We start from the raw sequence: 24,147 nt of genomic DNA, 5'->3' as shown, positions 1-24,147 counted from the left end.
TCAGTTGCCGATCTTCGCCTTGAGGAAGCTCATCACGTCGGCCACGGCGATGTTCTGCGACTCGCTGTCGCGACGGCCCTTGTACTCCAGGGTGCCTTCGCCCAGGCCGCGGTCGCTGACCACGATGCGGTGCGGGATGCCGATCAGCTCCATGTCGGCGAACTTCACGCCGGGGCTGGTCTTCTTGTCGCGGTCGTCCAGCAGCACTTCGTAGCCGGCGGCGGTCAGCTCGGCGTAGAGCTTGTCGGTGGCCTCGCGCACGCTTTCGGTCTCGTACTTCAGCGGCACGATGGCGACCTGGAAAGGCGCCAGGGCGGCCGGCCAGAGGATGCCGCGCTCGTCGTTGTTCTGCTCGATGGCGGCGGCGACCACGCGGGAGACGCCGATGCCGTAGCAGCCCATGATCAGGGTGACCGGCTTGCCCTGCTCGCTGAGCACGGAAAGGCCCATCGCCTCGCTGTACTTGGTGCCGAGCTGGAAGATGTGGCCGACCTCGATGCCGCGGCGGATCACCAGGGTGCCCTTGCCGTCGGGGCTGGGGTCGCCGGCGACGACGTTGCGCAGGTCGGCGACTTCCGGCAGCGGCAGGTCGCGTTCCCAGTTCACGCCGAAGTAGTGCTTGTCGTCGAGGTTGGCGCCGATGGCGAAGTCGCTCATCAGGGCCACCGAGCGGTCGACGATGCAGGGCAGCGGCAGGTTCAGCGGGCCCAGGGAGCCGGGGGCGGCGCCGATGGCGGCCTTGATCTCGGCTTCGCTGGCCATCTGCAGGGGGCTGGCGACCAGGGGCTGGTTGGCGGCCTTGATCTCGTTCAACTCGTGGTCGCCGCGGACCACCAGGGCGACCAGCTTGCCTTCCTCGGCGCCGCGCACCACCAGGGTCTTGATGGTCTTCTCGATGGGCAGGCCGAACTTCTCCACCAGGTCGGCGATGGTCTTGGTGTCAGGCGTGTCGACCAGGCGCAGTTCCTCGGTGGCGGCGCCGCGCGCGGTTTCACGCGGTACGGCTTCGGCCTTCTCGATGTTGGCGGCGTAGTCGGAGCTGTCGCTGAAGACGATGTCGTCCTCGCCGGAGTTGGCCAGCACGTGGAATTCGTGGGAGCCGCTGCCGCCGATGGAGCCGTTGTCGGCCTGCACGGGACGGAAATCCAGGCCCAGGCGGGTGAAGATCTTGCAGTAGGCCGTGTACATGCCGTCGTAGGTCTGCTGCAGCGACTCCTGGTTCATGTGGAAGGAGTAGGCGTCCTTCATGATGAACTCGCGGCCGCGCATCAGGCCGAAGCGCGGACGGATCTCGTCACGGAACTTGGTCTGGATCTGGTAGAAGTTGATCGGCAGCTGCTTGTAGCTGGACAGCTCGTTGCGCGCCAGGTCGGTGATGACCTCTTCATGGGTCGGGCCGACGCAGAACTCGCGGTCGTGGCGGTCCTTCAGGCGCAGCAACTCGGGGCCGTACTGCTGCCAGCGGCCGGACTCCTGCCACAGCTCGGCGGGCTGCACGGCCGGCATCAGCACTTCCAGGGCGCCGGCGGCGTTCATTTCTTCGCGGACGATGGTCTCGGCCTTGCGCAGCACCCGCAGGCCCATCGGCAGCCAGGTGTAGAGACCCGAGGCCAGCTTGCGGATCATGCCGGCGCGCAGCAGCAACTGGTGGCTGATCACCACGGCATCGGCAGGGGTTTCTTTCAGGGTGGACAGCAGGTACTGACTGGTACGCATGGTTGGCCGTTATTCGATTGCGAGACAGAGGTAGGCGGGCATTGTACGGTGCGTGCCTGGCGCCGTACAGGGCGCGGTCCCTGTCATCATGGAGGAGGTGAAGGGCCAGTCATGATGTGTAGGTTTTGTGGGGGGGCATAGAAAAAAGAAGCCCGGTTGATGCCGGGCTTCTTTTTAAGTGCTGGAATCCACGAGCCGATTACATGATCGACAGCGGGTATTCCGCGATCAGACGGAACTCGTTCTGGCGGCCACCAGTGGAGTCGTCGCCATAGTGGAAGGCCTGACGGATACGGAAGGACAGATCCTTGGCGGGGCCTTCCTGGATTACGTATTTGGCTTCGACGTTGGTTTCGTGTTCGCTGTCATCTTCGCCGTAGTTGCCTGCATAGGCGCCATTCGGATCTGCTTTGGTGCCGTCGATGTCGTCGCCGTGGATGTAGCGGACCATGAAGCTCAGGCCGGGGACGCCGTACTCGGCCATGTTCAGGTCGTAACGAGCCTGCCAGGATTTTTCGCCCGGACCGTTGAAGTCCGACCACTGCACGGAGTTGGCGAGGAAGATCGAGTCGCCGCCGTCACCCGCGCCGTTGTTGCCAAAACCGACATAGTCGAACGGCTCATCACCATGGACCTTCTGGTAGGACAGAGTGAAGGTATGGGCGCTAAAGGTATAAGCGGCGGCCAGCGAGTAGGTGGTGTTGCTTATCTCACCCGCATCAGCCTTGCCTTCGTCGTTGGTGCGGTAGATGTTGAAGTCGAAGCCTAGGGACTGGTTGTCGGCCAGAGGCAGAGTGTAGTTGGCATTCAGGTAATATTGGCGCCACAGGTCTTCAAACTCGGCGCCGTAGAGCGCGACGCTGGCGTTATCGGTGAAGGCATACTTGCCGCCGATGAAGCTGGCTGCGTTAGTCTGCTTGTTGGCATATGTTGCCCAGATTTCACCGTCACGATTGGTGCTGGTTACACCGCTGGAGCTGGTGAATCGCCCTGCTTCCAGGTCCAGGCCGGCGATTTCGCTGCTCAGCAGGTTGAAGCCAGTTGCTACCTGAGGAATCAGACGAGTGCCGCCAGCTGCGAAGACTGGTGCGGTGGGTTGCATGTCGCCGTATTTCAGTTCGGTCTTGGAGACACGGACCTTGACGGCACCGCCGGCTTTACCAAAGTCGTCGTTCAATTTGCCGTGGTCATCAACCTGAGTATAGCCACTACCCGGGTGGCCATCGCCACCGTCCAGTTTCAGGGACAGGTAGCCGAATGCATCAATACCGAAGCCGACGGTACCCTGAGTGAAGCCGGATTCATAGTTGGCCAGGATTCCCCAGGTGGCGTCTCGCGGATCGCGAGCGTTGCGCGCTTTGGCGTCATGGCCATCACCGCCGGTCATGCGGTTGAAATAGGCCATCTTGTTAGTGATGGTCAGATGGCTATCTTCGAGGAATCCTTTGGATTCCGCTTGGTCGCTGACGAAGGCTTCGGCCATGGCCAGTTGCGAGGTGGCTGCAGAAATCGCCAGGGCAATGGCGCTCCACTTCATCACTTTCATCGTGATTGCTCCTTTGGTTTTGAAATTATTTGCCATCACTATGTGCCGCGGTGACGGCTCGTTCTTCTTGTCGGCGCTAACTTATAGCACGCGTGTTGTCTTGGCGATAGTTGCCGGAAACTTCAAACGGTTTCTTTATGGTACTGTCGCAAACATGTATGACAAGTGTCGCTTCCAAGTAGGTCTCATCTTGAGAATCTGGTTACGCGACCACTTGACACTCGTTTCTTTTATTTCCCCTTGGTGATGTCGCGTATCTTCTGGTTATTTTTTGCTCAGTTGCGATCCGCGCTTTTGTTTGTTCTTCCCGGTGGCGAGCATCTAGCAACATCCGTGCTCAAAACCCGATTCGTCCCCTCGAAGGTTTCGCTATCGTTCCGGATGCTGCACGGTGTATGCCGTTGGCGCGCAGATTTCAAGATGTTGCGAGAATATTTGCGGCTTGCCTTACTCCCTTGGCGCTCGCCCGGGGTTGCAGGTTCGTTCGAGAAGCCGGGGTTTTCCTGCCAGGTTCCTTTCCGTAGGCAGCAGATGCCCCTGCTTCCCTGTTGTCGGAAAGTGCCCCGATTTGGCGCAGTGCACGAATAGGGTGCCGCGCCGCCGCGGGACGGCTGCCGTTCCCCGCCTGCCTCTAGTATCCTCCGCGCCCAGCGCTCCCCCGAGGGGGCTAAGCTTCTATTTCAAGACTGGTCGAACAGGAGAAGTCAGATGTTCGTCTTGGATTCCCGCCTGCAGCAGGACACCATCGTGCTGGGCGACTTTCCCCTGAGCCGCCTGCTGCTGATGAACGATGCGCAATATCCCTGGCTCATCCTCGTGCCGCGCCGCGACGATGTCAGCGAGATCTTCCAACTGGCGCCGGACGAGCAGCAGGAACTGTGGCGCGAGGCGACCCATCTGGCGGAAGTGCTCAAGGACACTTTCAAGGCCGACAAGATGAATGTCGCCAACCTGGGCAACGTGGTCAGCCAATTGCACATGCACGTCATCGTGCGGCGCCGCGACGACGCAGCCTGGCCGGGCCCCGTCTGGGGCCGGCATCCGGCGCGCCCCTACACGCCCGAGGAGTTGCTGGCGGTGCGCGGCAAGCTGCGCATGGCCCTGGGCGACGCCTTTCGTTTCGAGGAGTGAATGCCATGAGCCTGGAGGAACGGGTAACCGATCTGGAGAGCCGGCTGGCGTTCCAGGATGACGCTCTGCAGACGCTGAGCGACGTGGTCTATGAGCAGGAGCGGCTGATCGAGCGCCTGCGCCTGCAGATGCAGGTGCTGCTCAAGCGCCTGGAAGATCTGCAGGGGCAGGTCGGTATTGCCGAGGATGATGTGCCGCCGCCGCATTATTGAGTGGTGGTAGTAGAGGCAGCGTCGTTTACGGGGCTGGTGTCTGCCGGTGGCGTTTAAGAGCCCCCTCTCCCGAAGGGAGAGAGGGTTGTTCTGAGCGGCTTCTTGGTTTGGCGCCATCCTCCCGCCCTCGTCATTTCCGCGAGCGCGGGTTTCGCTCGGCCTTCTGAAGGGGCGTTTCGGAGTGCGCGGAGGTTTCTCTGGAAATCCGTAGGGCGCATAACGCCTACGGCGTTATCCGCCGAATCGCGGACAGAGTCCGCTCCTACACCCTCCGGCAAGCACAAGACCCGTAGGATGGTGTTGAGCGAAGCGATACCCATCGCCATGACCGCATGGGTTTCGCAAGCTCAATCCATCCTACGAAAAGCACCCCGGCGCGGCTTGCAAGACAGTTGCTCCTACGGTTACAGGGAAGCGCGGGCGTAGGAGCGGACTTGTCCGCGATTGGACTCCCCGGCCACGCCGGACGCTCAGGTGGCACGAACAGCCCGCTCTCCCTTCCAGGCAGGGCGCGCAGCCGGGGGGGCGCTCTTGAGCCAAAAATGAAAAATGCCGTTTCCCCATGGGGGAAACGGCATCTGTCTCAAGCAACCGGCATTGCGCCGATCGGCGCTTCGGCACGGGCCTCAGCGGCGGCCGGGCAGGGCGGCGATCACATCCTCCGCCTGCAGGCCCTTGTCGCGTTGCACCACGGAGAACTCCACGCGCTGGCCCTCGATGAGGATACGGTGCCCTTCGCCACGGATGGCGCGGAAGTGCACGAAGATGTCCTCGCCGGTGTCGCGGGAGATGAAGCCGAAGCCCTTGGAAGTGTTGAACCACTTCACGGTGCCGGTCTCGCGGTTCTCGTCGCTGATCGGGGCTTCGGGGGCTGCGCCGGCGCTGGGGCGCTTCTGCAGGCCGCTGGCGAGTTGCAGGACTACGGCGATGGCCAGGATCAGCAGGGGCAGGACGATGGCCGGCTGGTCGCCGATGGACGGCAGCGGCGCCAGCAGGATGAGGATCTGCAGGACCACGGCCAGGGCGATCAGCGCCGATACCAGGCTCTGCAGCTGTTGCACCCGCTGGCTGGCGGGGGTGAGCAGCAGGGCGGTCAGACCGAGCAGGGCCAGGTAGACAGCGTCGGGGTTCTGCAGGTAGGGGATGGCATCGGTGCGCAGCGAGGGTGCGAAGGACAGCACGAGGGCGGCAACGCCCGTCAGCAGGTGGACGATTTTCAGCATGGTTATGGATTCACCTTGAGCGATAAGCGTAAAGAGAAGCAGCCGGTCGTGCGGTCTGGTTCGCAGCGATGAAAATGACCTGAAAGAGGCCGGCGGCCTATGCGCGAGGCGCACGGGCGGTATTTAACAGCAAACCGATAGCCTTCTCAAATCAACCGCTTAGCGCCTGGGCGAGCAGAGGGGGACCCGGCATGATGCCGGGCCCGGCGGGGAGGTGTCAGTGGGCGAGCAGGCTGCGCAGCATCCACGCGGTCTTCTCGTGGACCTGCATGCGCTGCGTCAGCAGGTCGGCGGTGGGCTCGTCGGCCGCCTTGTCGGCCAGCGGGAAGATGCTGCGCGCAGTGCGCACCACGGCTTCCTGGCCCTGGACCAGCAGGCGGATCATTTCCTGGGCGTCCGGCACGTCCTGCTCTTCCTTTATAGAGGAGAGGCGGGCGTAGGCGGCGTAGGTGCCCGGCGCCGGGAAACCGAGGGCGCGGATGCGCTCGGCGATGCTGTCCACCGCCAGGGCCAGCTCGGTGTACTGCCCCTCGAACATCAGGTGCAGGGTATTGAACATCGGACCGGTGACGTTCCAGTGGAAGTTGTGGGTCTTCAGGTAGAGGGTGTAGGTATCGGCCAGCAGGCGCGAGAGCCCCTCGGCGATGGCGGCGCGGTCCTGTTCGGCGATGCCGATGTCGATTTCCATGGCGTCTTCCTCTTGGTGAAAATTCCCGGTCAGGCTAGCACGGGGGCGGGTAGGATCCTTTTGGTTTGAATCAAAGCTTCCGATAGTGGATTTCTATCGGCCGGCCGCCGCGGGGGGGCTGCCGGAGGGCGGCTGCAAGTCATGGTTTTTTCAGGCTATAATCCGCGCCTTTGCCGCGGGATGCGGGCCCGCGGCCATGTATCAGCCAAGGTGTCCCGATGCCGATTTACGAATACCAATGCCGTTCCTGCGGCCATCAGCTGGAAGCCATGCGGAAGCTCAGCGATGCGCCGCTGGTCGATTGCCCGGCCTGCCAGGCCCCGGAATTGAAGAAGATGGTCTCCGCCCCCGGCTTCCGCCTGAGCGGCGGCGGCTGGTACGAAACCGACTTCAAGACCGGCGCGAAGAAGAACCTGGCGTCCGCCGAGTCCGCCTGCCCCGCCACGGGCTGCGGCTCGGGCGCCTGTGCCGCCGGCGAATGAGCGGTTCCCTCGAATCCAAGACTTGCGAGAAGCGAAACACACCATGATGCGCAGCCACTATTGCGGCCAATTGAACGAGAGCCTGGACGGCCAGGAAGTCACGCTTTGCGGTTGGGTGCACCGCCGCCGCGACCACGGCGGGGTGATCTTCCTCGACATCCGTGACCGCGAAGGCCTGGCCCAGGTGGTGTTCGACCCGGATCGCGCCGAGACCTTCGCCAAGGCCGACCGCGTGCGCAGCGAGTACGTGGTCAAGGTCACCGGCAAGGTGCGCATGCGTCCGGAAGGCGCGCGCAACGCCAACATGGCCTCCGGCGCCATCGAGGTGCTGGGCTACGAGTTGGACGTACTGAACCAGGCTGAGACTCCGCCGTTCCCGCTGGACGAATATTCCGATGTGGGCGAGGAAACCCGCCTGCGCTACCGCTTCATCGACCTGCGCCGCCCGGAAATGGCCGCCAAGCTGAAGCTGCGCGCGCGCATCACCAGCAGCATCCGCCGCTACCTGGACGACAACGGCTTCCTCGACGTCGAGACGCCGATCCTCGGCCGCCCGACCCCCGAGGGCGCGCGCGACTACCTGGTGCCCAGCCGCACCTACCCGGGCCACTTCTTCGCCCTGCCGCAGTCGCCGCAGCTGTTCAAGCAACTGCTGATGGTCGCCGGCTTCGACCGCTACTACCAGATCGCCAAGTGCTTCCGCGACGAGGACCTGCGCGCCGACCGCCAGCCGGAATTCACCCAGATCGACATCGAGACCAGCTTCCTCGATGAAGACGACATCATCGCCATCACCGAGAAGATGGTGCGCCAGCTGTTCAAGGAAGTGCTGGACGTGGAGTTCGACGAGTTCCCGCACATGCCCTTCGAAGAAGCCATGCGCCGCTACGGTTCGGACAAGCCGGACCTGCGCATCCCGCTGGAACTGGTCGACGTCGCCGACCAGCTGAAGGATGTCGAGTTCAAGGTCTTCTCCGGCCCGGCCAACGATCCCAAGGGCCGCGTCGCCGCCTTGCGCGTTCCGGGCGGGGCGAGCATGCCGCGCAAGCAGATCGACGACTACACCAAGTTCGTCGGCATCTACGGCGCCAAGGGCCTGGCCTACATCAAGGTCAACGAACGCGCCAAGGGCGTGGAAGGCCTGCAGTCGCCGATCGTCAAGAACATCGCCGAGCCGAACCTGAACGTGATCCTCGATCGCGTCGGCGCCGTGGATGGCGACATCGTGTTCTTCGGCGCCGACAAGGCCAAGGTCGTTTGCGACGCCCTGGGCGCCCTGCGCATCAAGGTCGGCCATGACCTCAAGCTGCTCACCAAGGAGTGGGCGCCGATGTGGGTCGTGGACTTCCCGATGTTCGAAGAGAACGACGACGGCAGCCTGACCTCGCTGCACCACCCGTTCACCGCGCCCAAGTGCACCCCGCAAGAGCTGGAGGCCAACCCGGCCGCCGCGCTGTCCCGCGCCTACGACATGGTGCTCAACGGCACCGAGCTGGGCGGCGGTTCCATCCGTATCCACGACAAGGCCATGCAGCAGGCGGTGTTCCGCGTGCTGGGCATCGACGATGCGGAGCAGGAAGAGAAGTTCGGCTTCCTCCTCGACGCCCTCAAGTACGGTGCCCCGCCGCACGGTGGCCTGGCCTTCGGCCTGGACCGCCTGGTGATGCTGATGACCGGCGCCGCGTCGATCCGCGAAGTGATCGCCTTCCCGAAAACCCAGAGCGCCGGCGACGTCATGACCCAGGCTCCGGGCACCGTGGACGGCAAGGCCCTGCGCGAGCTGCACATCCGCCTGCGCGAGCAGCAGAAGGCCGCCGAGTAATTCCAGATGAACCGCGGCGGCGCACAGCCTGCGCCGCCGCCGCAACAAGCTAGACGGAGTGAGTTATGGCTGGTCATTCCAAATGGGCCAACATCAAGCACCGCAAGGAGCGTCAGGACGCCAAGCGCGGGAAGATCTTCACCAAGCTGATCCGCGAACTGACGGTCGCCGCCAAGCAGGGCGGCGGCAACCCGGCTGACAACCCGCGTCTGCGCCTGGCCGTGGACAAGGCGCTGACCGCCAACATGACCCGCGACACCATCGATCGAGCCATCGCCCGTGGCGCCGGCTCGAACGACGCGGACAACATGGAAGAACTGACCTACGAAGGTTACGCGCCCAGCGGCGTGGCGATCATCGTCGAGGCCATGACCGACAACCGCAACCGCACCGCGGCCGAAGTGCGCCATGCCTTCAGCAAGTGCGGCGGCAACCTCGGCACCGATGGCTCGGTGGCCTACATGTTCGACCGCAAGGGGCAGATCAGCTTCGCCCCCGGCGTCGACGAGGATGCCCTGATGGAAGCGGCCCTGGAGGCCGGCGCCGACGACGTGGTGACCAACGACGACGGCTCCATCGACGTCTTCACCAGCTTCGCCGACTTCATCGCGGTGAACGAGGCGCTGACCGCCGCCGGCTTCAAGGGCGAGGAAGCGGAGATCTCGATGATCCCCTCGACCACCGCGACCCTGGACCTGGAGACCGCGCAGAAGGTGCTCAAGCTGATCGACATGCTCGAGGACCTGGACGACGTGCAGAACGTCTACTCCAACGCGGACATCCCCGAAGAGGTGATGGCGCAGCTTGGCTGACGCCATCCCCGACATGGGCCTCGCGCCGGAAGCCGGAGCCGTCGGATTCGACCGCTCCGGCTTCCGGCTTTTGGTATCCGGCACATGACCCTGATCCTAGGCATCGACCCCGGCTCGCGCATCACCGGCTTCGGCGTGGTGAGGGACACCGGCCGCGGCTGCGAATACGTCGCCTCCGGCTGCATCCGCACCGGCAGCGGCGCCCTGCACGAACGCCTGCAGATCGTCTTCCGCGGCGTGCGCGAGGTCATCCAGACCTACCACCCGAGCATGATGGGCATCGAGCAGGTGTTCATGGCGCGCAACGCCGACTCCGCGCTCAAGCTCGGCCAGGCCCGCGGCGCGGCCATAGTCGCGGCGGCGGAGGAGGGGCTGGAGATCGCCGAATACACCGCCAGCCAGGTCAAGCAGGCCATCGCCGGCACCGGCGGGGCCGACAAGCTGCAGGTCCAGATGATGGTCATGCACCTGCTGAAACTGACGCAGAAACCGCAGATCGACGCCTCCGACGCCCTGGCCATCGCCCTGTGCCACGCCCACACCCGGCAGAGCCTGGTGCCCCATGGCCTGTCCACCGCGCGCCGCCGCGGCGGGCGCCTGCGCCTTTGACCGACAACCTGCAAGGACCCTGAGCCGTGATTGGACGCTTGCGTGGCACCCTGGCGGAAAAGCAGCCGCCGCACCTGATCCTCGACGTCAATGGCATCGGCTACGAGCTGGAAGTGCCGATGACCACTCTTTATCGCCTGCCCGCCCTCGGCGAACCGGTGACCCTGCACACGCACCTGGTGGTGCGCGAAGATGCCCACCTGCTCTACGGCTTCGCCGAAAAGCGCGAGCGCGAGCTGTTCCGCGAACTGATCCGCCTCAACGGCGTCGGCCCCAAGCTGGCCCTGGCCCTGATGTCGGGCCTGGAAGTGGATGAGCTGGTGCGTTGCGTGCAGGCGCAGGATACTTCCACCCTGGTGAAGATCCCCGGGGTCGGCAAGAAGACCGCCGAGCGCCTGCTGGTGGAGCTCAAGGACCGCTTCAAGGCCTGGGAGAACATGCCGACCATCGCCCCCCTGGTGGCGGAACCGAAACTGGCCGCAACAGTCTCAAGCGCCGAGGCCGATGCCGTCAGCGCGCTGATCGCGCTAGGCTTCAAGCCCCAGGAGGCGAGCCGCGCCGTGGCCGCCGTGGAGGAAAAAGATTTGTCCAGCGAAGAACTCATCCGCCGCTCGCTCAAGGGCATGGTCTAGGTAGCCGCGCATGATCGAGACCGATCGCCTGATCTCGGCCGCCACCGCCGGCCCTCGCGAGCGCGAGGAGCAGCTGGACCGCGCCATCCGCCCGCTGAGCCTGTCCGACTATATCGGCCAGCCGAGCGTGCGCGAGCAGATGGAACTATTCATCAGCGCCGCCCGTGGGCGCAAGGAGGCCCTCGACCACACGCTGATCTTCGGCCCGCCAGGGCTGGGCAAGACCACCCTGGCGAACATCATCGCCCAGGAAATGGGCGTGGCCATCAAGAGCACTTCCGGCCCGGTGCTGGAGCGCCCCGGCGACCTGGCGGCGCTGCTGACGAATCTCGAACCGGGCGACGTGCTGTTCGTCGACGAAATCCACCGCCTCTCGCCCATCGTCGAAGAGGTGCTGTACCCGGCGATGGAAGACTTCCAGCTCGACATCATGATCGGCGAAGGGCCGGCGGCGCGCTCCATCAAGCTCGACCTGCCGCCCTTCACCCTGGTCGGCGCCACCACTCGCGCCGGCATGCTGACCAACCCGCTGCGCGACCGCTTCGGCATCGTCCAGCGCCTGGAGTTCTACAGCGTCGACGACCTGGCGACCATCGTCGCCCGTTCGGCCGGCATCCTCGGCCTGGACATGGACCCGGCCGGCGCCTTCGAGATCGCCCGCCGCGCCCGTGGCACGCCGCGCATCGCCAACCGCCTGCTGCGCCGCGTGCGCGATTTCGCCGAAGTGCGCGCCAGCGGGGCGATCAGCAGCGAGGTGGCGGACAAGGCGCTGAACCTGCTGGACGTCGACGAACGTGGCTTCGACCACCAGGACCGGCGTCTACTGCTGACCATGATCGACAAGTTCGACGGCGGGCCGGTGGGGCTGGACAACATCGCCGCGGCCATCGGCGAAGAAAAACATACGATCGAGGACGTGCTGGAGCCCTATTTGATCCAGCAAGGCTATATCATGCGCACGCCGCGGGGACGGGTGGTCACCCGGCATGCGTACCTGCATTTCGGCCTGAAGTTGCCGAAGCGGATGGGCGAGGGGGCGATGCCGGATCTTTTCTCCCCTGAAGATGGTAATTAATTGCATTTGTGGCTGATTGCCGATTGGCAAAGCCCCAACTTGGTTCTAGAGTATGCGCGCGCAACACGGGGGTCAGCCGTTCGAGCATCGATTCCGGGTCTATTACGAGGACACCGATGCAGGCGGCATCGTCTACTACGTCAACTACCTCAAGTTCATGGAGCGGGCTCGCACCGAGCGGCTGCGGGCTTTGGGCTTCGCCCAATCCCAGCTGGCAGGTGAGAACCTGCTTTTCGTCGTTCATTCGGCCGAAGCGCGCTACCACGCGCCGGCTCGCCTGGACGACGAACTGGTCGTCAGCGCCGAGGTCGAGGAGTTGAACCGTGCGAGCCTGCGGTTCCGTCAACAGGTTCGTCGAGCGTCGGATTCGGCCCTGTTATGCGAGGGCCGCTTCCTGGTGGCGTGCGTGCGGGCCGACAACCTGAAGCCCCGCGCCATCCCCGAAGCGTTGCGTGCGGCATTTGCCGGCACTCCGGACACCCTTTCAGCAGGAGAATAACGTGGAACCGAACGTCGTCGACCATACCTCCATGTGGAGCCTGATCAGCAACGCCAGTATCGTGGTGCAGCTGGTCATGCTCACCCTGGTGGCCGCCTCGGTCACTTCTTGGATCATGATCTTCCAGCGCAGCAACATGATGCGCTCGGCCAAAAAAGCCCTGGATGGCTTCGAAGAACGCTTCTGGTCGGGCATCGACCTGTCCAAGCTGTACCGCCAGGCCGGCAGCAACCCCGACCCGGACTCGGGCGTGGAGCAGATCTTCCGCGCCGGCTTCAAGGAATTCTCGCGCCTGCGCCAGCAGCCCGGCGTCGACCCGGACGCGGTGATGGAAGGCGTGGCCCGTTCCATGCGCGTGGCCATCTCCCGTGAGGAAGAGAAGCTGGAAACCAGCCTGCCGTTCCTCGCCACCGTCGGTTCCACCAGCCCGTACATCGGCCTGTTCGGCACCGTCTGGGGCATCATGAACTCCTTCCGCGGCCTGGCCGCCGTGCAGCAGGCCACCCTGGCCACCGTCGCCCCCGGCATCGCCGAGGCCCTGGTCGCCACCGCCATCGGCCTGTTCGCCGCGATCCCCGCGGTCATCGCCTATAACCGCTTCGCCGCGCGTTCGGAAATGCTGATCGGCCGCTACTACACCTTCGCCGACGAGTTCCAGGCCATCCTGCACCGCAAAGTCCACGCCAGCGACGATTGACCAGAGAGGTAAGCCGACATGGCAAGGGTCCGTCATAAACGCAAGCCGGTCGCGGAAATGAACGTGGTGCCATACATCGACGTGATGCTGGTACTGCTGGTCATTTTCATGGTGACCGCACCGATGCTGAACCAGGGGGTCAAGGTCGACCTGCCCAAGGTTTCCAGCGAAGTGCTCCCGCAGGACAACGATTCGCGGGTGCTGACCATATCGATCAAGGCCGACAAGACCTACTACTGGAACATGGGTTCGGAAGTCGATCCCGACCAGGGCAAGGGCAGTCAGACCGCGATCAATCTCGACCAGTTGGTGAGCGCAGCCACCGGCATCATGGCCGAGAACAGCCGTCAGGGTAAGAAAGTGCAGGTCTTCGTGCGTGGCGACAAGGCTGTCGACTACGGCTCCGTCATGGCCGTCATGGGCGGGTTGCAGAAGGCCGGTGTGGGTAACGTCGGGCTGATCACCGAGGCGCCCGGAAGCTGATATGCACCAACTCGAACGCTCTCCATCGGAAAGCTACTTCTGGCCGGTCGTACTGGCGGTAGCGCTGCACGTCCTGATTTTCGCGATGCTCTTCGTCAGTTGGGCCATGACGCCCGAGCTGCCGCCTGCGCGTCCGATCGTCCAGGCTACGCTCTACCAGCTCAAGTCCAAGAGCCAGGCCACGCAGCAGACCAACCAGAAGATCGCCGGGGAGGCGAAGAAGACCTCTGCCAAGCAGTACGAGCAGGAACAGCTGGAGCAAAAGAAGGTCGAGCAGCAAGCCATAGCCGAAGCGAAAGCTGCGGAACAAAAGAAAGCCGATGAGGCTCGAAAGGCTTCGGAGGCCGAGAAAGCTGCGGAAGCAGCCAAGGCCGCCGAGGCGAAGAAGGCCGCGGACGCCGCCAAGAAGGCGGCCGAGGCCAAGGCTGCGGCGCAGAAGCAGCAGGCCGACATCGCCAAGAAGAAGGCCGAGGAAGAGGCCAAGAAGCAAGCCGAGGAAGAAGCCAAGAAACAAGCCGCGGAGGAGGCCAAGAAGAAGGCCGCCGAAGAGGCCAAGAAGAAAGCTGCGGAGCAGGCCAAGAAACTCGCCGCCGCGGAGGACGCCAAGAAGAAGGCGGCCGCCGACGCCGCGAAGAAGAAGGCCGCGGCCCAAGCTGCGGCGAAGAAGGCTCAGGAAGACAAGAAGGCCCAGGCCCTGGCCGAACTGCTGTCCGACGACACGCAGCGGCAGCAGGCCCTGGCCGACGAACAGGGCAACGAGGTGGCAGGCAACTTCGACGACCTGATCCGCTCCCGGGTATCCGAGGGCTGGTCGCGTCCGCCATCGGCCCGTAACGGCATGAGTGTTACCGTGCAGATCAACATGCTGCCCGATGGCACCATCACCAATGCGACCGTCGTCCGCTCCAGCGGCGACAAGGCGTTCGACAGTTCCGCGGTGAACGCCGTGAGGAACGTCGGTCGCATTACTGAAATGCAGGGCCTGAGTCCCAAGGACTTCAATCCCTACCGTTCCTTCAAGATGACCTTCACGCCTGAGGACCTCACGCTGTGATCAAGATTTTCAGAGGATTGCTCGTCGCCCTGCTCTGCGTGGCAGGCGTGGCGATGGCAGATGAGAAGAACATTCTGGTGACCAGCGGCGCCGATCGCGCCGTGCCGATCGCCGTGGTGCCCTTCGGCTGGCAGGGCGGCAACGTCCTGCCCGACGACATGGCCAACATCATCGGCAACGACCTGCGCAACTCCGGCTACTTCGAGCCGATCCCGCGGCAGAACATGATCAGCCTGCCGGCCCAGGCCAGCGAGGTGATCTACCGCGACTGGCAGGCCCTGGGCGCGCAATACGTGCTGATCGGCAACATCACCCCGGCCGGCGGCCGCCTGCAGGTGCAGTACGGCCTGTTCAACGTCGCCACCCAGCAGCAGATCGTCACCGGCAGCGTCGGCGGCAGCGTCGAGCAGCTGCGCGACATGTCGCACTTCATCGCCGACCAGTCGTTCGAGAAGCTCACCGGCATCAAGGGCGCCTTCTCCACCAAGCTGCTCTACGTGACCGCCGAGCGCTTCTCCGCCGACAACACCCGCTTCACCCTGCAGCGCGCCGACTACGACGGCGCCCGCCCGGTGACCCTGCTGCAGTCGCGCGAGCCGATCCTCTCGCCGCGCTTCTCGCCGGACGGCCGGCGCATCGCCTACGTGTCCTTCGAGCAGAAGCGCCCGCGCATCTTCATGCAGTACGTGGATACCGGCCGCCGCGAGCAGCTGACCAACTTCGAAGGCCTCAACGGCGCCCCGGCGTTCTCCCCGGACGGCAACCGCCTGGCCCTGGTGCTGTCGCGCGACGGCAACCCGGAGATCTACCTGATGGACCTGGGCTCGCGCCAGCTGCGCCGCCTGACCAACAACGCGGCCATCGACACCGAACCCTTCTGGGGCAAGGACGGCTCGACCCTGTACTTCACCTCGGACCGTGGCGGCAAGCCGCAGATCTACAAGATGAACGTCAACAGCGGCGCCACCGACCGCGTGACCTTCACCGGCAACTACAACGCCAACCCGAAACTCTCGGCCGACGAGAAGACCCTGGTGATGGTCCACCGCCAGGAAGGTTTCACCAACTTCCAGATCGCCGCCCAGGACCTGCAACGCGGCAATCTGCGGGTGCTTTCGAACACCACGCTGAACGATTCGCCCACTGTTGCGCCAAATGGCACGATGCTAATATACGCCACCCGCCAGCAGGACCGGGGCGTGTTGATGCTCGCCAGCATCAACGGACGTGTTCGGTTACCGCTACCCACCGCTCAGGGCGACGTGCGCGAGCCATCCTGGTCCCCTTACCTGAACTGACGGTTGCCAACTGTTCCAAACTTATACACTGGGGTTCATTAGGAGTTACATGATGGAAATGCTGAAATTCGGCAAATTTGCCGTTATCGCCCTCGCCATGGCCGTAGCCGTAGGTTGCTCGTCCAAGAAAGGCGATGCTACTGGTGAAGGCGCCAATGGCGGCGTTGACCCGAACGCTGGCTACGGCGCCAACAGCGGTGCCGTTGACGGCAGCCTGAGCGACGAAGCCGCTCTGCGTGCGATCACCACCTTCTACTTCGAGTACGACAGCTCCGACCTGAAGCCGGAAGCCATGCGCGCTCTGGACGTACACGCCAAAGACCTGAAAGGCAGCGGCCAGCACGTCGTCCTGGAAGGCCACACCGACGAACGCGGCACCCGCGAGTACAACATGGCTCTGGGTGAGCGTCGCGCCAAGGCCGTTCAGCGCTACCTGGTACTGCAGGGCGTGTCCCCGGCTCAGCTGGAACTGGTTTCCTACGGTAAAGAGCGTCCGGTTGCCACCGGCCATGACGAACAGTCCTGGGCTCAGAACCGTCGCGTTGAGCTGAAGAAGTAAGACCCTATGCGCCTGCGACTCCTGACCTTGATGGTCTGCGGCCTGCCGCTGATGGCGGCGGCCGCGGTTCCGGTGGTGGATGGTAACGATGGCGGCTACGCCAGCGCGCCGCCCGCGGGGTACGGCACCGCAGGTGCTGATGGTGCTTATGCCGGTGGCGGGGCGGCTTCGGCCGCTCCCGTCTCCGGGCAAGCCCAGCTGTTCCTGCAACTGCAGCAGATGCAGGACGAGATCGCCCGCCTGCGCGGCACCCTCGAAGAGCAGCAGAACCAGATCCAGCAGCTGAAGCAGGAAAGCCTCGAGCGTTATCAGGACCTCGACCGCCGCCTTTCCTCCGCTCCGGCAGCCCAGAACCCCTCCACCGGCGGCAGCGCCGCCGGTGCGGGCGCAGCGGCCGGCGCCGCTGCCGCCCAGCAGCAACAGGCCCAGCCCGCGAGCAGCGAGCCGGGCGATCCGGCGAAAGAGAAGCTCTACTACGACGCGGCTTTCGACCTGATCAAGGCCAAGGACTTCGACAAGGCCAGCCAGGCCTTCGGCGCCTTCCTGCGCAAGTACCCCAGCAGCCAGTACGCCGGCAACGCGCAGTACTGGCTGGGCGAGGTGAACCTGGCCAAGGGCGACCTGCAGGGCGCCGGCCAGGCCTTCGCCAAGGTCAGCCAGGCCTATCCGAGCAGCCCCAAGGTGCCGGACTCGCTGTACAAGCTGGCCGACGTGGAGCGTCGCCTGGGCAACAACGACAAGGCCCGTGGCATTCTCCAGCAGGTGGTCGCCCAGTACCCGGGCAGCTCCGCCGCCCAACTGGCCCAGCGGGACCTGAAAAGCCTCAAGTAAGCCTCTTGTCGTTCATCTGAAAACGCCGTTTCTTCCAGCAGGGGGGGAACGGCGTTTTTCATTCCAGCGGGACATGCTCCTCCTGTAGGAGCGAGCTTGCTCGCGAACCTTTATCCCGCGTTCTGATCCTCACCCGGAGGTTTCTGCGATTGGATTCACCGGCCACGCCGGACGCCCCGGTGGCACGAGTCCCGTAGGATGGGTTGAGCGAAGCGATACCCATCACCATGGCCCGATGGGTATCGCAAGCTCAACCCATCCTACGAAAAGCTCCTCGACGCAAGACAGTTGCTCCTACGCCGCCCCACCCGCACCTTTCCCATGTAGGAGCGCGCCCTGCGCGCGATTTCGCGGGCAGGGCCCGCTCCTACAGGTTACTGTGCGACACCTATCCCACCGTAAGCGGACTTTGTCCGCGATTGGATTCACCGGCCACGCCGGACGCCCCGGTGGCACGAGCAGCCTAGCCCCTACGAAAAGCGTGCCCGCCCGTTACACCCGAACGAACGACTCTGCGCGCCGAACACCTGGTTTTCCGTTAGAATCGCCGCCACCCGGAGCCGCGGAGCGGTTTCAGCTCGGCTGATGTCTGCCCGCCCGGGAATTCCCGAACGCCTGGCGTTCGTTCGATTACACCGCAACGGAGGCGGATGGCCTGTGTAGCCGTCACGCCCGTGGCTGATATGCAACAGACCCTGCGAATCACCGAGATCTTCTACTCGTTGCAGGGGGAAGCGCGCACCGTCGGATTGCCGACCGTGTTCGTGCGCCTGACCGGCTGCCCCCTGCGTTGCCAGTACTGCGACTCCGCCTACGCCTTCAGTGGCGGCGAGATCCGCAGCCTGGACAGCATCCTCGAAACCGTCGCCGGCTACCGGCCGCGCTACGTCTGCGTCACCGGCGGCGAGCCGCTGGCGCAACCCAACTGCCTGCCGCTGCTGCAGCGCCTGTGCGACGCCGGTTACTCGGTATCCCTGGAGACCAGCGGCGCGCTGGACATCTCCGCTACCGACCGCCGCGTCAGCCGGGTGCTCGACCTGAAGACCCCGGGCTCCGGCGAGGTGCGCCGCAACCGCTACGAGAACATCGCCGAGCTCACCGGCAACGACCAGGTCAAGTTCGTCCTCTGCTCCCGCGAGGACTACGACTGGGCGGTGTCCAAGCTGATCGAATACCGCCTCGACGAGCGCGCCGGCGAAGTGCTGTTCTCGCCGAGCCACCACCAGCTGGCGCCGCGCGAGCTGGCCGACTGGATAGTCGCCGACAACCTGCCGGTGCGCTTCCAGATGCAACTGCACAAGATCCTCTGGAACGACGAACCGGGCCGCTGAGACGCGGACGGGAAGGGTAACCACATGACTCAGAAGAAAGCCGTCATCCTGCTCTCCGGCGGGCTCGACTCCGCCACCGTGGTAGCCATGGCCAAGGCCGAGGGCTACGCCTGCTACAGCATGAGCTTCGACTATGGCCAGCGCCACCGCGCCGAACTCCAGGCCGCCGAACGCGTGGCCCGCCAGCTGAGCGTGGTCGAGCACAAGGTCATCGGCCTGAACCTCGACGGCATCGGCGGCTCGGCGCTGACCGACAGCAGCATCGCCGTGCCCGAGGCGCCCAGTGAGGGCATCCCGGTGACCTATGTGCCAGCGCGCAACACCGTATTCCTTTCCCTGGCCCTGGGCTGGGCCGAGGTGCTCGGTGCGCGGGACATCTTCATCGGCGTCAACGCCGTGGACTATTCCGGCTACCCGGACTGCCGCCCCGACTTCGTCGAGGCCTTCGAGCGCATGGCCAACCTGGCCACCAAGGCCGGGGTGGAAGGTGATGGTTTCCGCATCCAGGCGCCGCTGCAGTTCCTCTCCAAGGCGCAGATCATCCAGGCCGGCGTGGCCCGCGGCGTGGACTACGCGCTCACCGTGAGCTGCTACCAGGCGGACGACGCAGGCCGCGCCTGCGGCAAGTGCGACAGTTGCCGCCTGCGCGCCGAAGGCTTCGCCGCGGCGGGAATTTCAGACCCTACGCGATATTTCTGAAAAATTTTTCGTAAAGGTGTTGTTTTTGCGTTAGAAATCAGTATTATACGCCTCGCGTTGGGTCGTTAGCTCAGTCGGTAGAGCAGTTGGCTTTTAACCAATTGGTCGTAGGTTCGAATCCTACACGACCCACCACTTCGCAAAGCCCCTGGCCATCGGCCAGGGGCTTTTTCTTTGCCCGCGGGAAACTCAGAACGGCCGGCTGCCGCCCAGGCTGATGCGCTTCAGGCGGCGCCGCTCGCTGGCCGGGAAGGCGTTGCGGCCGTGCAGGGTGGCCTGGTTGTCCCACCAGACGATGTCGCCGACCTGCCATTTGTGGCTGTAGATCAGCTCCGGCTTCTGCAGGTGGGCGCGCAGGCGCTCGACCAGGGCCTTGCCCTGCTGCGGCTCATGGCCGGGGATTTCCACTTCGGTGTGGACGCTGAGGTAGAGCACGCGCTTGCCGCTTTCCGGATGGGTGCGCACCAGCGGGTGCTCGGTGCCCTGGATCGGCTCGATGTCGGGGGTGCGGTAGGTGACGAAGCCGCCCGAATAGCCGTTCTTCAGGCGCACGAAGGGGTTGTAGCTGATCAGCCGCAGGTCGTCGATTTCCTTGCGCGTGGCTGCGTCCAGGCTCTGGTAGGCGAGCGCCAGGTTGGTGAACAGGGTTTCGCCGCCCTGGCTCGGCACTTCCAGCGCGTAGAGGAAGGAGCCGGAGGAGGGCAGCGGCGTCCACTGGTGGTCGATGTGCGCGGGCAGGGCGAAGTTGCCCAGTTCGCCATCGCCGGTATTGGCCACCTTGACGATGTCCGGAGCCCTGCCGTCGACGCCGGAAGACAGCACCGGCACGTCCGCCGGCGGCTGGAACACCGCGCCGAACAGGGTGGCGAAATTCAGGTACTGCCGATCGTCCAGTTGCTGGTTCCTGAAGATCAGGATGTGGTGGTCGCGGTGGGCCTGCTTGATCGCCAGGATCTGCTCGGGCGTCAGCGGCTGGCGGGCGTCCAGGCCGCGCACCTCGGCGCCCAGCGGGGCGTCGAGGGGGATGATGGCGAAGGGGGCGGGGGCGATCTTCAGGGCGGCGGATTGGCTCATGGTCTGGTGCTCCGTATGGGCTTGGGTTGCCCTCTCCCCAGCCCTCTCCCTTCAGGGAGAGGGTTAGGGAGAGGGGCTCTTGAAAGCAGGACTCAAACTTTCCTGACAGTCCGACTCCGCTGCCCATCCACCCCCACCGGTACCTCACCGGCCAGCGTCACGCGCCGCACGATGCGCGGCTGGGTGCCGTAGTCGTCCACCGCGTAGTGCTGGGTGGCGCGGTTGTCCCAGATGGCCACGTCGCCGGCCTGCCAGCGCCAGCGCACGGTGTTTTCCAGGCGGGTGACGTGGCTCTGCAGCACCGCGAAGAGATGCTGGGAGTCGTGTTGCGACAGGCCTTTCAGGCGCTTCACGAAGTGCCCCAGCAGCAGGTTGCGTTCGCCGCTGACGGGGTGCACGCGCACCACCGGGTGCTCGGTCTCGTAGACGGTGGAGGTGAACACCTTGCGGTACTGCTCCAGGCGCGCCGGGTCGGCGTTGGGTTTGATGGCGGCGTAGTCGTATTCGTTGCTGTGCACCGCCCAGAGCTTGTCGGCCAGGGCCTTGAGTTCGTCGCTGAGGTCGTCGTAGGCGGTCGCGGTGTTGGCCCAGACGGTGTCGCCGCCGGCCTCCGGGGCCACCACGTTGCGCAGGATCGAGGCCTTCGGGTAGGCCTCGACGAAGGTCACGTCGGTGTGCCAGGAGTTGGCCCGGCGGCCTTCGGCGCCGTCCAGTTCGAGCAGGTATTCGGTGCCGTCGCGCACCGGCACCGTCGGGTGCGCCACCGGCTCGCCGAGCAGCTTGGCGAAGGCTTCCTGGCCCTGGTCGTCGAGCTGGCTCTGGCCGCGGAAGAAGATCACCTTGTGCTTCACCAGGGCGGCCTGGATGGCCTCGACCGTGGCCGCGTCCAGCTGGCCGGAAAGCGTCACCCCGCGGATCTCGGCGCCGATGCGCCCGGCCACCGGGTGGATGTCGAGTTGTACGGCGGGTCGAATGGCTTGTGCTGCGTTGCTCATCTCGTGTTCCTCATTGCTGTAGGTGGTACTGCAAGGGGCCGCGCGGGACTGCGCCGCGCGGCGAGTGGGATCAGAAGTCGTAGCGGACCGAGGCGCCCAGGGTGCGCGGCTGGCCCACCGAGGCGGTGTAGGAGCCGTTGATGCTGGCGAAGGCGGCCAGGTAGTAGTCCTTGTCGAAGGCGTTCTTCAGCCAGACCGAGGCGTCCAGCTGGCCGTCGCCCAGGTCGTGGCGCACGCCCACGGAGAAGTTCGCCAGGCCGTAGCCGGGGATCTTCGAGAGATCGGAATCGTCCAGCGTGCCCTCGGCCTCGGAGCGGTACGAATAGCTGGCGTTGACGTAGGGCTCGAAGCGGTTGGCCAACTGCCACTTGTATTCGCCGTTGAGGTTGGCGATCCATTTCGAGGCGCCGACCACGCGCTTGCCGGTGAGGTCGCAGCTGGCCGGGGCGCCGGGCTGGGTGCTGATCTCGGCCGGGCACGGGGCGTCCTTGAACGACAGGTAGCTGACGTCGTTGTAGGAGCCGTTGAAGTTCAGCGTCAGGCCGCGCAGCGGCAGGGCGGTGGCCTCCAGCTCCAGGCCGCGGGAGCGCACGCTGCCGGCGTTGGACAGCACCTGCACCAGTTGGGTGGAGCCGGCCGGCTGGTACAGGGTGGTGGCCTGGTAGCCGTGGATGCCGGTCCAGAAAATGTTGGCATTGAGTTGCAGGCGGCGGTCGAGCAGCGTCGACTTGATCCCCAGTTCGGCATCGTTGGCGCGTTCCGGGCCGACCAGCAGCGAGTCGGCGCCGGCGCTCGGCGCGCTGGCCACCGCCAGGTTCACCCCGCCGGACTTCTCGCCGTGGGACAGCGAGGCATAGCCCAGCAGCTCGTCGCTGAACTGGTAGCTCAGGCTGAGCAGCGCCGAGGGGGCGAAGCTGTAGACGCTGAGGTCGCCGGAATCGTAGGCGCCCAGCTGCCCGTTGCGTACCACCGCGCCAGCGCCGCTCACGGGCGCGCCGCCCACCGGCGCGTAGCGCTTCACCTTGGCGTCCTTTTCCTCATAGGTGCCGCGCAGGCCGGCGGTGAAGTCGAGCTTGTCGGTGAGGTGCCAGGTGCCCTGGGAGAAAAGCGCGAAGCTGTCCGTCTCGATCTTGCCGTTGGCCTTGCTGGAGGTGTCGTTCAGGGCGTTGAGGTTGTTCCCCAGCAGGTAGCTGTCGGCCAGCGGGCCATAGTCGGTGAAGGTCTTGTTGCCCAGGTTCTGGGTGAACGCGTAGGCGCCGACCACGTAGTCGAAGGCGCCGCCGGTGGGCGAGGCCAGGCGGATTTCCTGGGAGAACTGGCGGTCGCGCACCGCCACCCCGGTATTGCGGATCGCCGAGACGTTCAGCTGCTCGTCGTTGGCCGGGGTGAAGTTCCAGAAGCGGTAGGCGCTGATGGAGGTCAGGGTGAAGTCGTTGGCCAGCTTCCAGTTGGCCTCCACCGAGCTGCCGCCCTGGTGCACGCTGACGTGCTGGCGGCTGTCGATGTTGACCTTGTGCCGGTCCGGATCGGCGATCGGCGAGGCGCCGACCAGCGCGGCACGCTGCCAGAAGCGCGGGGCGGCGCCGTAGACCACCATGCTGCCGTTGCTGGAGTCCTCCTCGTTGTACTCGCTGATCCAGCGCAGGCTGAAGTCCTCGCCGGGCTTGTACAGCAGCTGGCCGCGGATGCCCTGGCGCTCGCCGCCGTTGAGCTTGTTGTCGTCGTGGATGTTGGTGATGTAGCCGTCGCTGCGCGTGCGGTAGGCGGAAACGCGCCCGGCCAGTTCGTCGGTGAGTGGCCCGGAGACCGTGCCGCGGCCCTGGAAGTAGCCTTCCTGGCCGCCGGAGACCTCCACCGTGCGCTCGGGGGTGAAGGTCGGCGCGCGGGTGCTGATGTTCAGCACGCCGGCGGTGGTGTTCTTGCCGAACAGCGTGCCCTGCGGGCCGCGCAGCAGCTCCAGCTGCTCGATGTCCAGCAGGTCGAACACCGCCATGCCCGGGCGGCCCAGGTAGACGTTGTCCAGGTTGACCCCGGCGGAGCCCTCCAGGCCGTCGCTGGCCGGGTTGTTGCCGATGCCGCGCACGGCGATGCTCGACTGGCGGGCGTGGATGTAGGCGACGTTGACGCTGGGCAGCACCTGCTGCAGGTCCTGCACCTTGGTGATGCGCTGGTTCTCCAGGGTGGCGCCGTCGAGCACGGTGATCGGCGTGGGCACCTTCTGCGAGTCTTCCTCGCGGCGCCGGGCGGTGACCGTGACCTTGCCCAGGGCGGTGGCCTGGGTGCTGGTGCCCTTGTCGGCGGCGCTGGCGGCCTCGGGCGTGGTGCTGGCCTGGTCCTGCTCGGCGGCCTGCAGCGGCAGCGCGCCCAGGGCCAGCAGCAGGGCCAGGGCGTAGTCGGGAGCGCCGGGCCGGGTTCGGCCGGGGCGCAGCGTGAACGGGGTTTGCAGCGAAGCACTCTGGCTCATCGTCTTTTCCTTGCATCAGGCACTGCCCGGCGGATCGCGGGCAACAGGGGGCCGCGCCATGCGGGGCATGGCGAAAACGGCTCTCTTCTATCGGTGGGCGTCGTCCGGCGACGCCGGGGCTCAGCGGCTACAGCCGCGAGAGGGAAGCATTCGTGCCGGCAACAGGCGTGGGGCGAAAGGGTGCAAGGCCATTGGGGGCTCCTGGTCGAGGGGCA

General features: G+C 65.1%; 24 protein-coding genes, 1 tRNA gene and 1 pseudogene. 18 read left to right on the top strand and 8 right to left on the bottom strand.

What is annotated here, in order from left to right; all coding sequences use genetic code 11:
• Both QSJ95_RS23900 and QSJ95_RS23895 read right to left on the bottom strand, forming a co-directional pair.
• Positions 1-1,716 carry a proline--tRNA ligase gene (locus tag QSJ95_RS23900; protein WP_043317744.1) on the bottom strand — a complete coding sequence of 572 codons (1,716 nt, stop codon included), beginning with the start codon at positions 1,714-1,716 and terminating at the stop codon, positions 1-3.
• A 199-nt stretch (positions 1,717-1,915) separates the two neighbouring features.
• Positions 1,916-3,262 carry an OprD family porin gene (locus tag QSJ95_RS23895; RefSeq protein WP_069863730.1) on the bottom strand — a complete coding sequence of 449 codons (1,347 nt, stop codon included), beginning with the start codon at positions 3,260-3,262 and terminating at the stop codon, positions 1,916-1,918.
• A 708-nt stretch (positions 3,263-3,970) separates the two neighbouring features.
• On the opposite strand from QSJ95_RS23895, the gene QSJ95_RS23890 reads away from it, so the two are divergent.
• Positions 3,971-4,393: an HIT family protein gene (locus QSJ95_RS23890; RefSeq protein ID WP_285645717.1), complete on the top strand. Its 423-nt coding sequence runs from the start codon at positions 3,971-3,973 to the stop codon at positions 4,391-4,393.
• Positions 4,394-4,398: 5 nt separating this feature from the next.
• Positions 4,399-4,605, top strand: a complete 207-nt coding sequence (locus QSJ95_RS23885; RefSeq protein ID WP_009616920.1) for a SlyX family protein — start codon at positions 4,399-4,401, stop codon at positions 4,603-4,605.
• Positions 4,606-5,231: 626 nt separating this feature from the next.
• Here QSJ95_RS23885 and QSJ95_RS23880 read toward each other — a convergent pair.
• From QSJ95_RS23880 to QSJ95_RS23870, 3 genes and pseudogenes are all read right to left on the bottom strand, one after another.
• Positions 5,232-5,462 (bottom strand): cold-shock protein, encoded by a 231-nt coding sequence (locus QSJ95_RS23880; RefSeq protein WP_134163507.1) that lies wholly within the window; start codon positions 5,460-5,462, stop codon positions 5,232-5,234.
• Positions 5,463-5,570: 108 nt separating this feature from the next.
• Positions 5,571-5,828 (bottom strand): annotated as a pseudogene (locus tag QSJ95_RS23875) (cold shock domain-containing protein membrane protein); the annotation flags it as partial.
• Positions 5,829-6,045: 217 nt separating this feature from the next.
• Entirely contained in the window at positions 6,046-6,516 is a 471-nt protein-coding gene (locus QSJ95_RS23870) for a Dps family protein (RefSeq protein WP_009616923.1), read from the bottom strand.
• Between the two features lie 218 nt (positions 6,517-6,734).
• Here QSJ95_RS23870 and QSJ95_RS23865 point away from each other — a divergent pair, with 218 nt between their 5' ends.
• From QSJ95_RS23865 to QSJ95_RS23790, 16 genes are all read left to right on the top strand, one after another.
• Positions 6,735-6,998: an FmdB family zinc ribbon protein gene (locus QSJ95_RS23865; protein WP_043267539.1), complete on the top strand. Its 264-nt coding sequence runs from the start codon at positions 6,735-6,737 to the stop codon at positions 6,996-6,998.
• A gap of 43 nt (positions 6,999-7,041) precedes the next feature.
• Positions 7,042-8,820: an aspartate--tRNA ligase gene (gene aspS / locus QSJ95_RS23860; protein ID WP_285645715.1), complete on the top strand. Its 1,779-nt coding sequence runs from the start codon at positions 7,042-7,044 to the stop codon at positions 8,818-8,820.
• A gap of 65 nt (positions 8,821-8,885) precedes the next feature.
• A complete protein-coding gene (locus tag QSJ95_RS23855) occupies positions 8,886-9,632 on the top strand; it encodes a YebC/PmpR family DNA-binding transcriptional regulator (protein WP_009616929.1) in 747 nt (248 codons plus the stop codon).
• 84 nt (positions 9,633-9,716) lie between these two features.
• Positions 9,717-10,241 (top strand): crossover junction endodeoxyribonuclease RuvC, encoded by a 525-nt coding sequence (gene ruvC, locus QSJ95_RS23850; RefSeq protein ID WP_009616931.1) that lies wholly within the window; start codon positions 9,717-9,719, stop codon positions 10,239-10,241.
• Positions 10,242-10,267: 26 nt separating this feature from the next.
• Positions 10,268-10,873: a Holliday junction branch migration protein RuvA gene (gene ruvA / locus QSJ95_RS23845; RefSeq protein ID WP_009616936.1), complete on the top strand. Its 606-nt coding sequence runs from the start codon at positions 10,268-10,270 to the stop codon at positions 10,871-10,873.
• 10 nt (positions 10,874-10,883) lie between these two features.
• Complete coding sequence (gene ruvB / locus QSJ95_RS23840) at positions 10,884-11,948, top strand: Holliday junction branch migration DNA helicase RuvB (protein WP_009616937.1); 1,065 nt, start codon at positions 10,884-10,886, stop codon at positions 11,946-11,948.
• 52 nt (positions 11,949-12,000) lie between these two features.
• Positions 12,001-12,447 (top strand): tol-pal system-associated acyl-CoA thioesterase, encoded by a 447-nt coding sequence (ybgC, locus tag QSJ95_RS23835; protein WP_009616938.1) that lies wholly within the window; start codon positions 12,001-12,003, stop codon positions 12,445-12,447.
• A 1-nt stretch (position 12,448) separates the two neighbouring features.
• Complete coding sequence (tolQ, locus tag QSJ95_RS23830) at positions 12,449-13,144, top strand: protein TolQ (protein WP_009616939.1); 696 nt, start codon at positions 12,449-12,451, stop codon at positions 13,142-13,144.
• Between the two features lie 18 nt (positions 13,145-13,162).
• Positions 13,163-13,627, top strand: a complete 465-nt coding sequence (gene tolR, locus QSJ95_RS23825; RefSeq protein ID WP_009616940.1) for a protein TolR — start codon at positions 13,163-13,165, stop codon at positions 13,625-13,627.
• Position 13,628: 1 nt separating this feature from the next.
• On the top strand, positions 13,629-14,681 hold the full coding sequence (tolA, locus tag QSJ95_RS23820; protein WP_009616941.1) for a cell envelope integrity protein TolA: 1,053 nt from the start codon (positions 13,629-13,631) through the stop codon (positions 14,679-14,681).
• Positions 14,682-14,734: 53 nt separating this feature from the next.
• A complete protein-coding gene (tolB, locus tag QSJ95_RS23815) occupies positions 14,735-15,979 on the top strand; it encodes a Tol-Pal system beta propeller repeat protein TolB (protein WP_218585322.1) in 1,245 nt (414 codons plus the stop codon).
• A gap of 52 nt (positions 15,980-16,031) precedes the next feature.
• Entirely contained in the window at positions 16,032-16,538 is a 507-nt protein-coding gene (gene pal / locus QSJ95_RS23810) for a peptidoglycan-associated lipoprotein Pal (RefSeq protein ID WP_009616943.1), read from the top strand.
• A gap of 6 nt (positions 16,539-16,544) precedes the next feature.
• A complete protein-coding gene (ybgF, locus tag QSJ95_RS23805) occupies positions 16,545-17,369 on the top strand; it encodes a tol-pal system protein YbgF (protein WP_285645708.1) in 825 nt (274 codons plus the stop codon).
• 683 nt (positions 17,370-18,052) lie between these two features.
• The gene (gene queE / locus QSJ95_RS23800) at positions 18,053-18,700 is read left to right on the top strand and encodes a 7-carboxy-7-deazaguanine synthase QueE (RefSeq protein ID WP_024128550.1); all 648 of its coding nucleotides are present in this window, start codon (positions 18,053-18,055) and stop codon (positions 18,698-18,700) included.
• A 24-nt stretch (positions 18,701-18,724) separates the two neighbouring features.
• Positions 18,725-19,399: a 7-cyano-7-deazaguanine synthase QueC gene (queC, locus tag QSJ95_RS23795; protein ID WP_285645705.1), complete on the top strand. Its 675-nt coding sequence runs from the start codon at positions 18,725-18,727 to the stop codon at positions 19,397-19,399.
• Positions 19,400-19,458: 59 nt separating this feature from the next.
• A tRNA-Lys gene (locus QSJ95_RS23790) sits at positions 19,459-19,534 on the top strand.
• A 54-nt stretch (positions 19,535-19,588) separates the two neighbouring features.
• Here QSJ95_RS23790 and QSJ95_RS23785 read toward each other — a convergent pair.
• The 3 genes from QSJ95_RS23785 to QSJ95_RS23775 form a co-directional block, all read right to left on the bottom strand.
• Positions 19,589-20,473, bottom strand: coding sequence for a TauD/TfdA dioxygenase family protein (locus QSJ95_RS23785; RefSeq protein WP_285645703.1), 885 nt, complete (start codon positions 20,471-20,473; stop codon positions 19,589-19,591).
• 92 nt (positions 20,474-20,565) lie between these two features.
• Positions 20,566-21,468, bottom strand: a complete 903-nt coding sequence (locus tag QSJ95_RS23780; protein ID WP_285645701.1) for a TauD/TfdA dioxygenase family protein — start codon at positions 21,466-21,468, stop codon at positions 20,566-20,568.
• A gap of 70 nt (positions 21,469-21,538) precedes the next feature.
• Complete coding sequence (locus QSJ95_RS23775; RefSeq protein WP_285645699.1) at positions 21,539-23,932, bottom strand: TonB-dependent receptor; 2,394 nt, start codon at positions 23,930-23,932, stop codon at positions 21,539-21,541.
• Positions 23,933-24,147: the final 215 nt, after the last annotated feature.

The sequence above is a fragment of the Pseudomonas sp. NBRC 100443 genome (assembly GCF_030268185.1).
Classification (GTDB): Bacteria; Pseudomonadota; Gammaproteobacteria; order Pseudomonadales; family Pseudomonadaceae; genus Pseudomonas; species Pseudomonas citronellolis.
Note: the sequence above shows the minus strand (reverse complement) of the source record. Positions and strands in the feature narration are given on the sequence as shown.

Coding starts and splice junctions, on each gene's coding strand:
- QSJ95_RS23900 (WP_043317744.1), bottom strand. CDS start 1,716: ATGCGTACCAGTCAGTACCTGCTGTCCACCCTGAAAGAAACCCCTGCC.
- QSJ95_RS23855 (WP_009616929.1), top strand. CDS start 8,886: ATGGCTGGTCATTCCAAATGGGCCAACATCAAGCACCGCAAGGAGCGT.
- queE (WP_024128550.1), top strand. CDS start 18,053: ATGCAACAGACCCTGCGAATCACCGAGATCTTCTACTCGTTGCAGGGG.
- QSJ95_RS23785 (WP_285645703.1), bottom strand. CDS start 20,473: ATGAGCCAATCCGCCGCCCTGAAGATCGCCCCCGCCCCCTTCGCCATC.
- QSJ95_RS23895 (WP_069863730.1), bottom strand. CDS start 3,262: ATGAAAGTGATGAAGTGGAGCGCCATTGCCCTGGCGATTTCTGCAGCC.
- tolR (WP_009616940.1), top strand. CDS start 13,163: ATGGCAAGGGTCCGTCATAAACGCAAGCCGGTCGCGGAAATGAACGTG.
- pal (WP_009616943.1), top strand. CDS start 16,032: ATGGAAATGCTGAAATTCGGCAAATTTGCCGTTATCGCCCTCGCCATG.
- ybgC (WP_009616938.1), top strand. CDS start 12,001: ATGCGCGCGCAACACGGGGGTCAGCCGTTCGAGCATCGATTCCGGGTC.
- QSJ95_RS23775 (WP_285645699.1), bottom strand. CDS start 23,932: ATGAGCCAGAGTGCTTCGCTGCAAACCCCGTTCACGCTGCGCCCCGGC.
- QSJ95_RS23890 (WP_285645717.1), top strand. CDS start 3,971: ATGTTCGTCTTGGATTCCCGCCTGCAGCAGGACACCATCGTGCTGGGC.
- ruvB (WP_009616937.1), top strand. CDS start 10,884: ATGATCGAGACCGATCGCCTGATCTCGGCCGCCACCGCCGGCCCTCGC.
- QSJ95_RS23870 (WP_009616923.1), bottom strand. CDS start 6,516: ATGGAAATCGACATCGGCATCGCCGAACAGGACCGCGCCGCCATCGCC.
- QSJ95_RS23865 (WP_043267539.1), top strand. CDS start 6,735: ATGCCGATTTACGAATACCAATGCCGTTCCTGCGGCCATCAGCTGGAA.
- tolA (WP_009616941.1), top strand. CDS start 13,629: ATGCACCAACTCGAACGCTCTCCATCGGAAAGCTACTTCTGGCCGGTC.
- ybgF (WP_285645708.1), top strand. CDS start 16,545: ATGCGCCTGCGACTCCTGACCTTGATGGTCTGCGGCCTGCCGCTGATG.
- QSJ95_RS23780 (WP_285645701.1), bottom strand. CDS start 21,468: ATGAGCAACGCAGCACAAGCCATTCGACCCGCCGTACAACTCGACATC.
- QSJ95_RS23885 (WP_009616920.1), top strand. CDS start 4,399: ATGAGCCTGGAGGAACGGGTAACCGATCTGGAGAGCCGGCTGGCGTTC.
- tolB (WP_218585322.1), top strand. CDS start 14,735: ATGGCAGATGAGAAGAACATTCTGGTGACCAGCGGCGCCGATCGCGCC.
- ruvC (WP_009616931.1), top strand. CDS start 9,717: ATGACCCTGATCCTAGGCATCGACCCCGGCTCGCGCATCACCGGCTTC.
- aspS (WP_285645715.1), top strand. CDS start 7,042: ATGATGCGCAGCCACTATTGCGGCCAATTGAACGAGAGCCTGGACGGC.
- queC (WP_285645705.1), top strand. CDS start 18,725: ATGACTCAGAAGAAAGCCGTCATCCTGCTCTCCGGCGGGCTCGACTCC.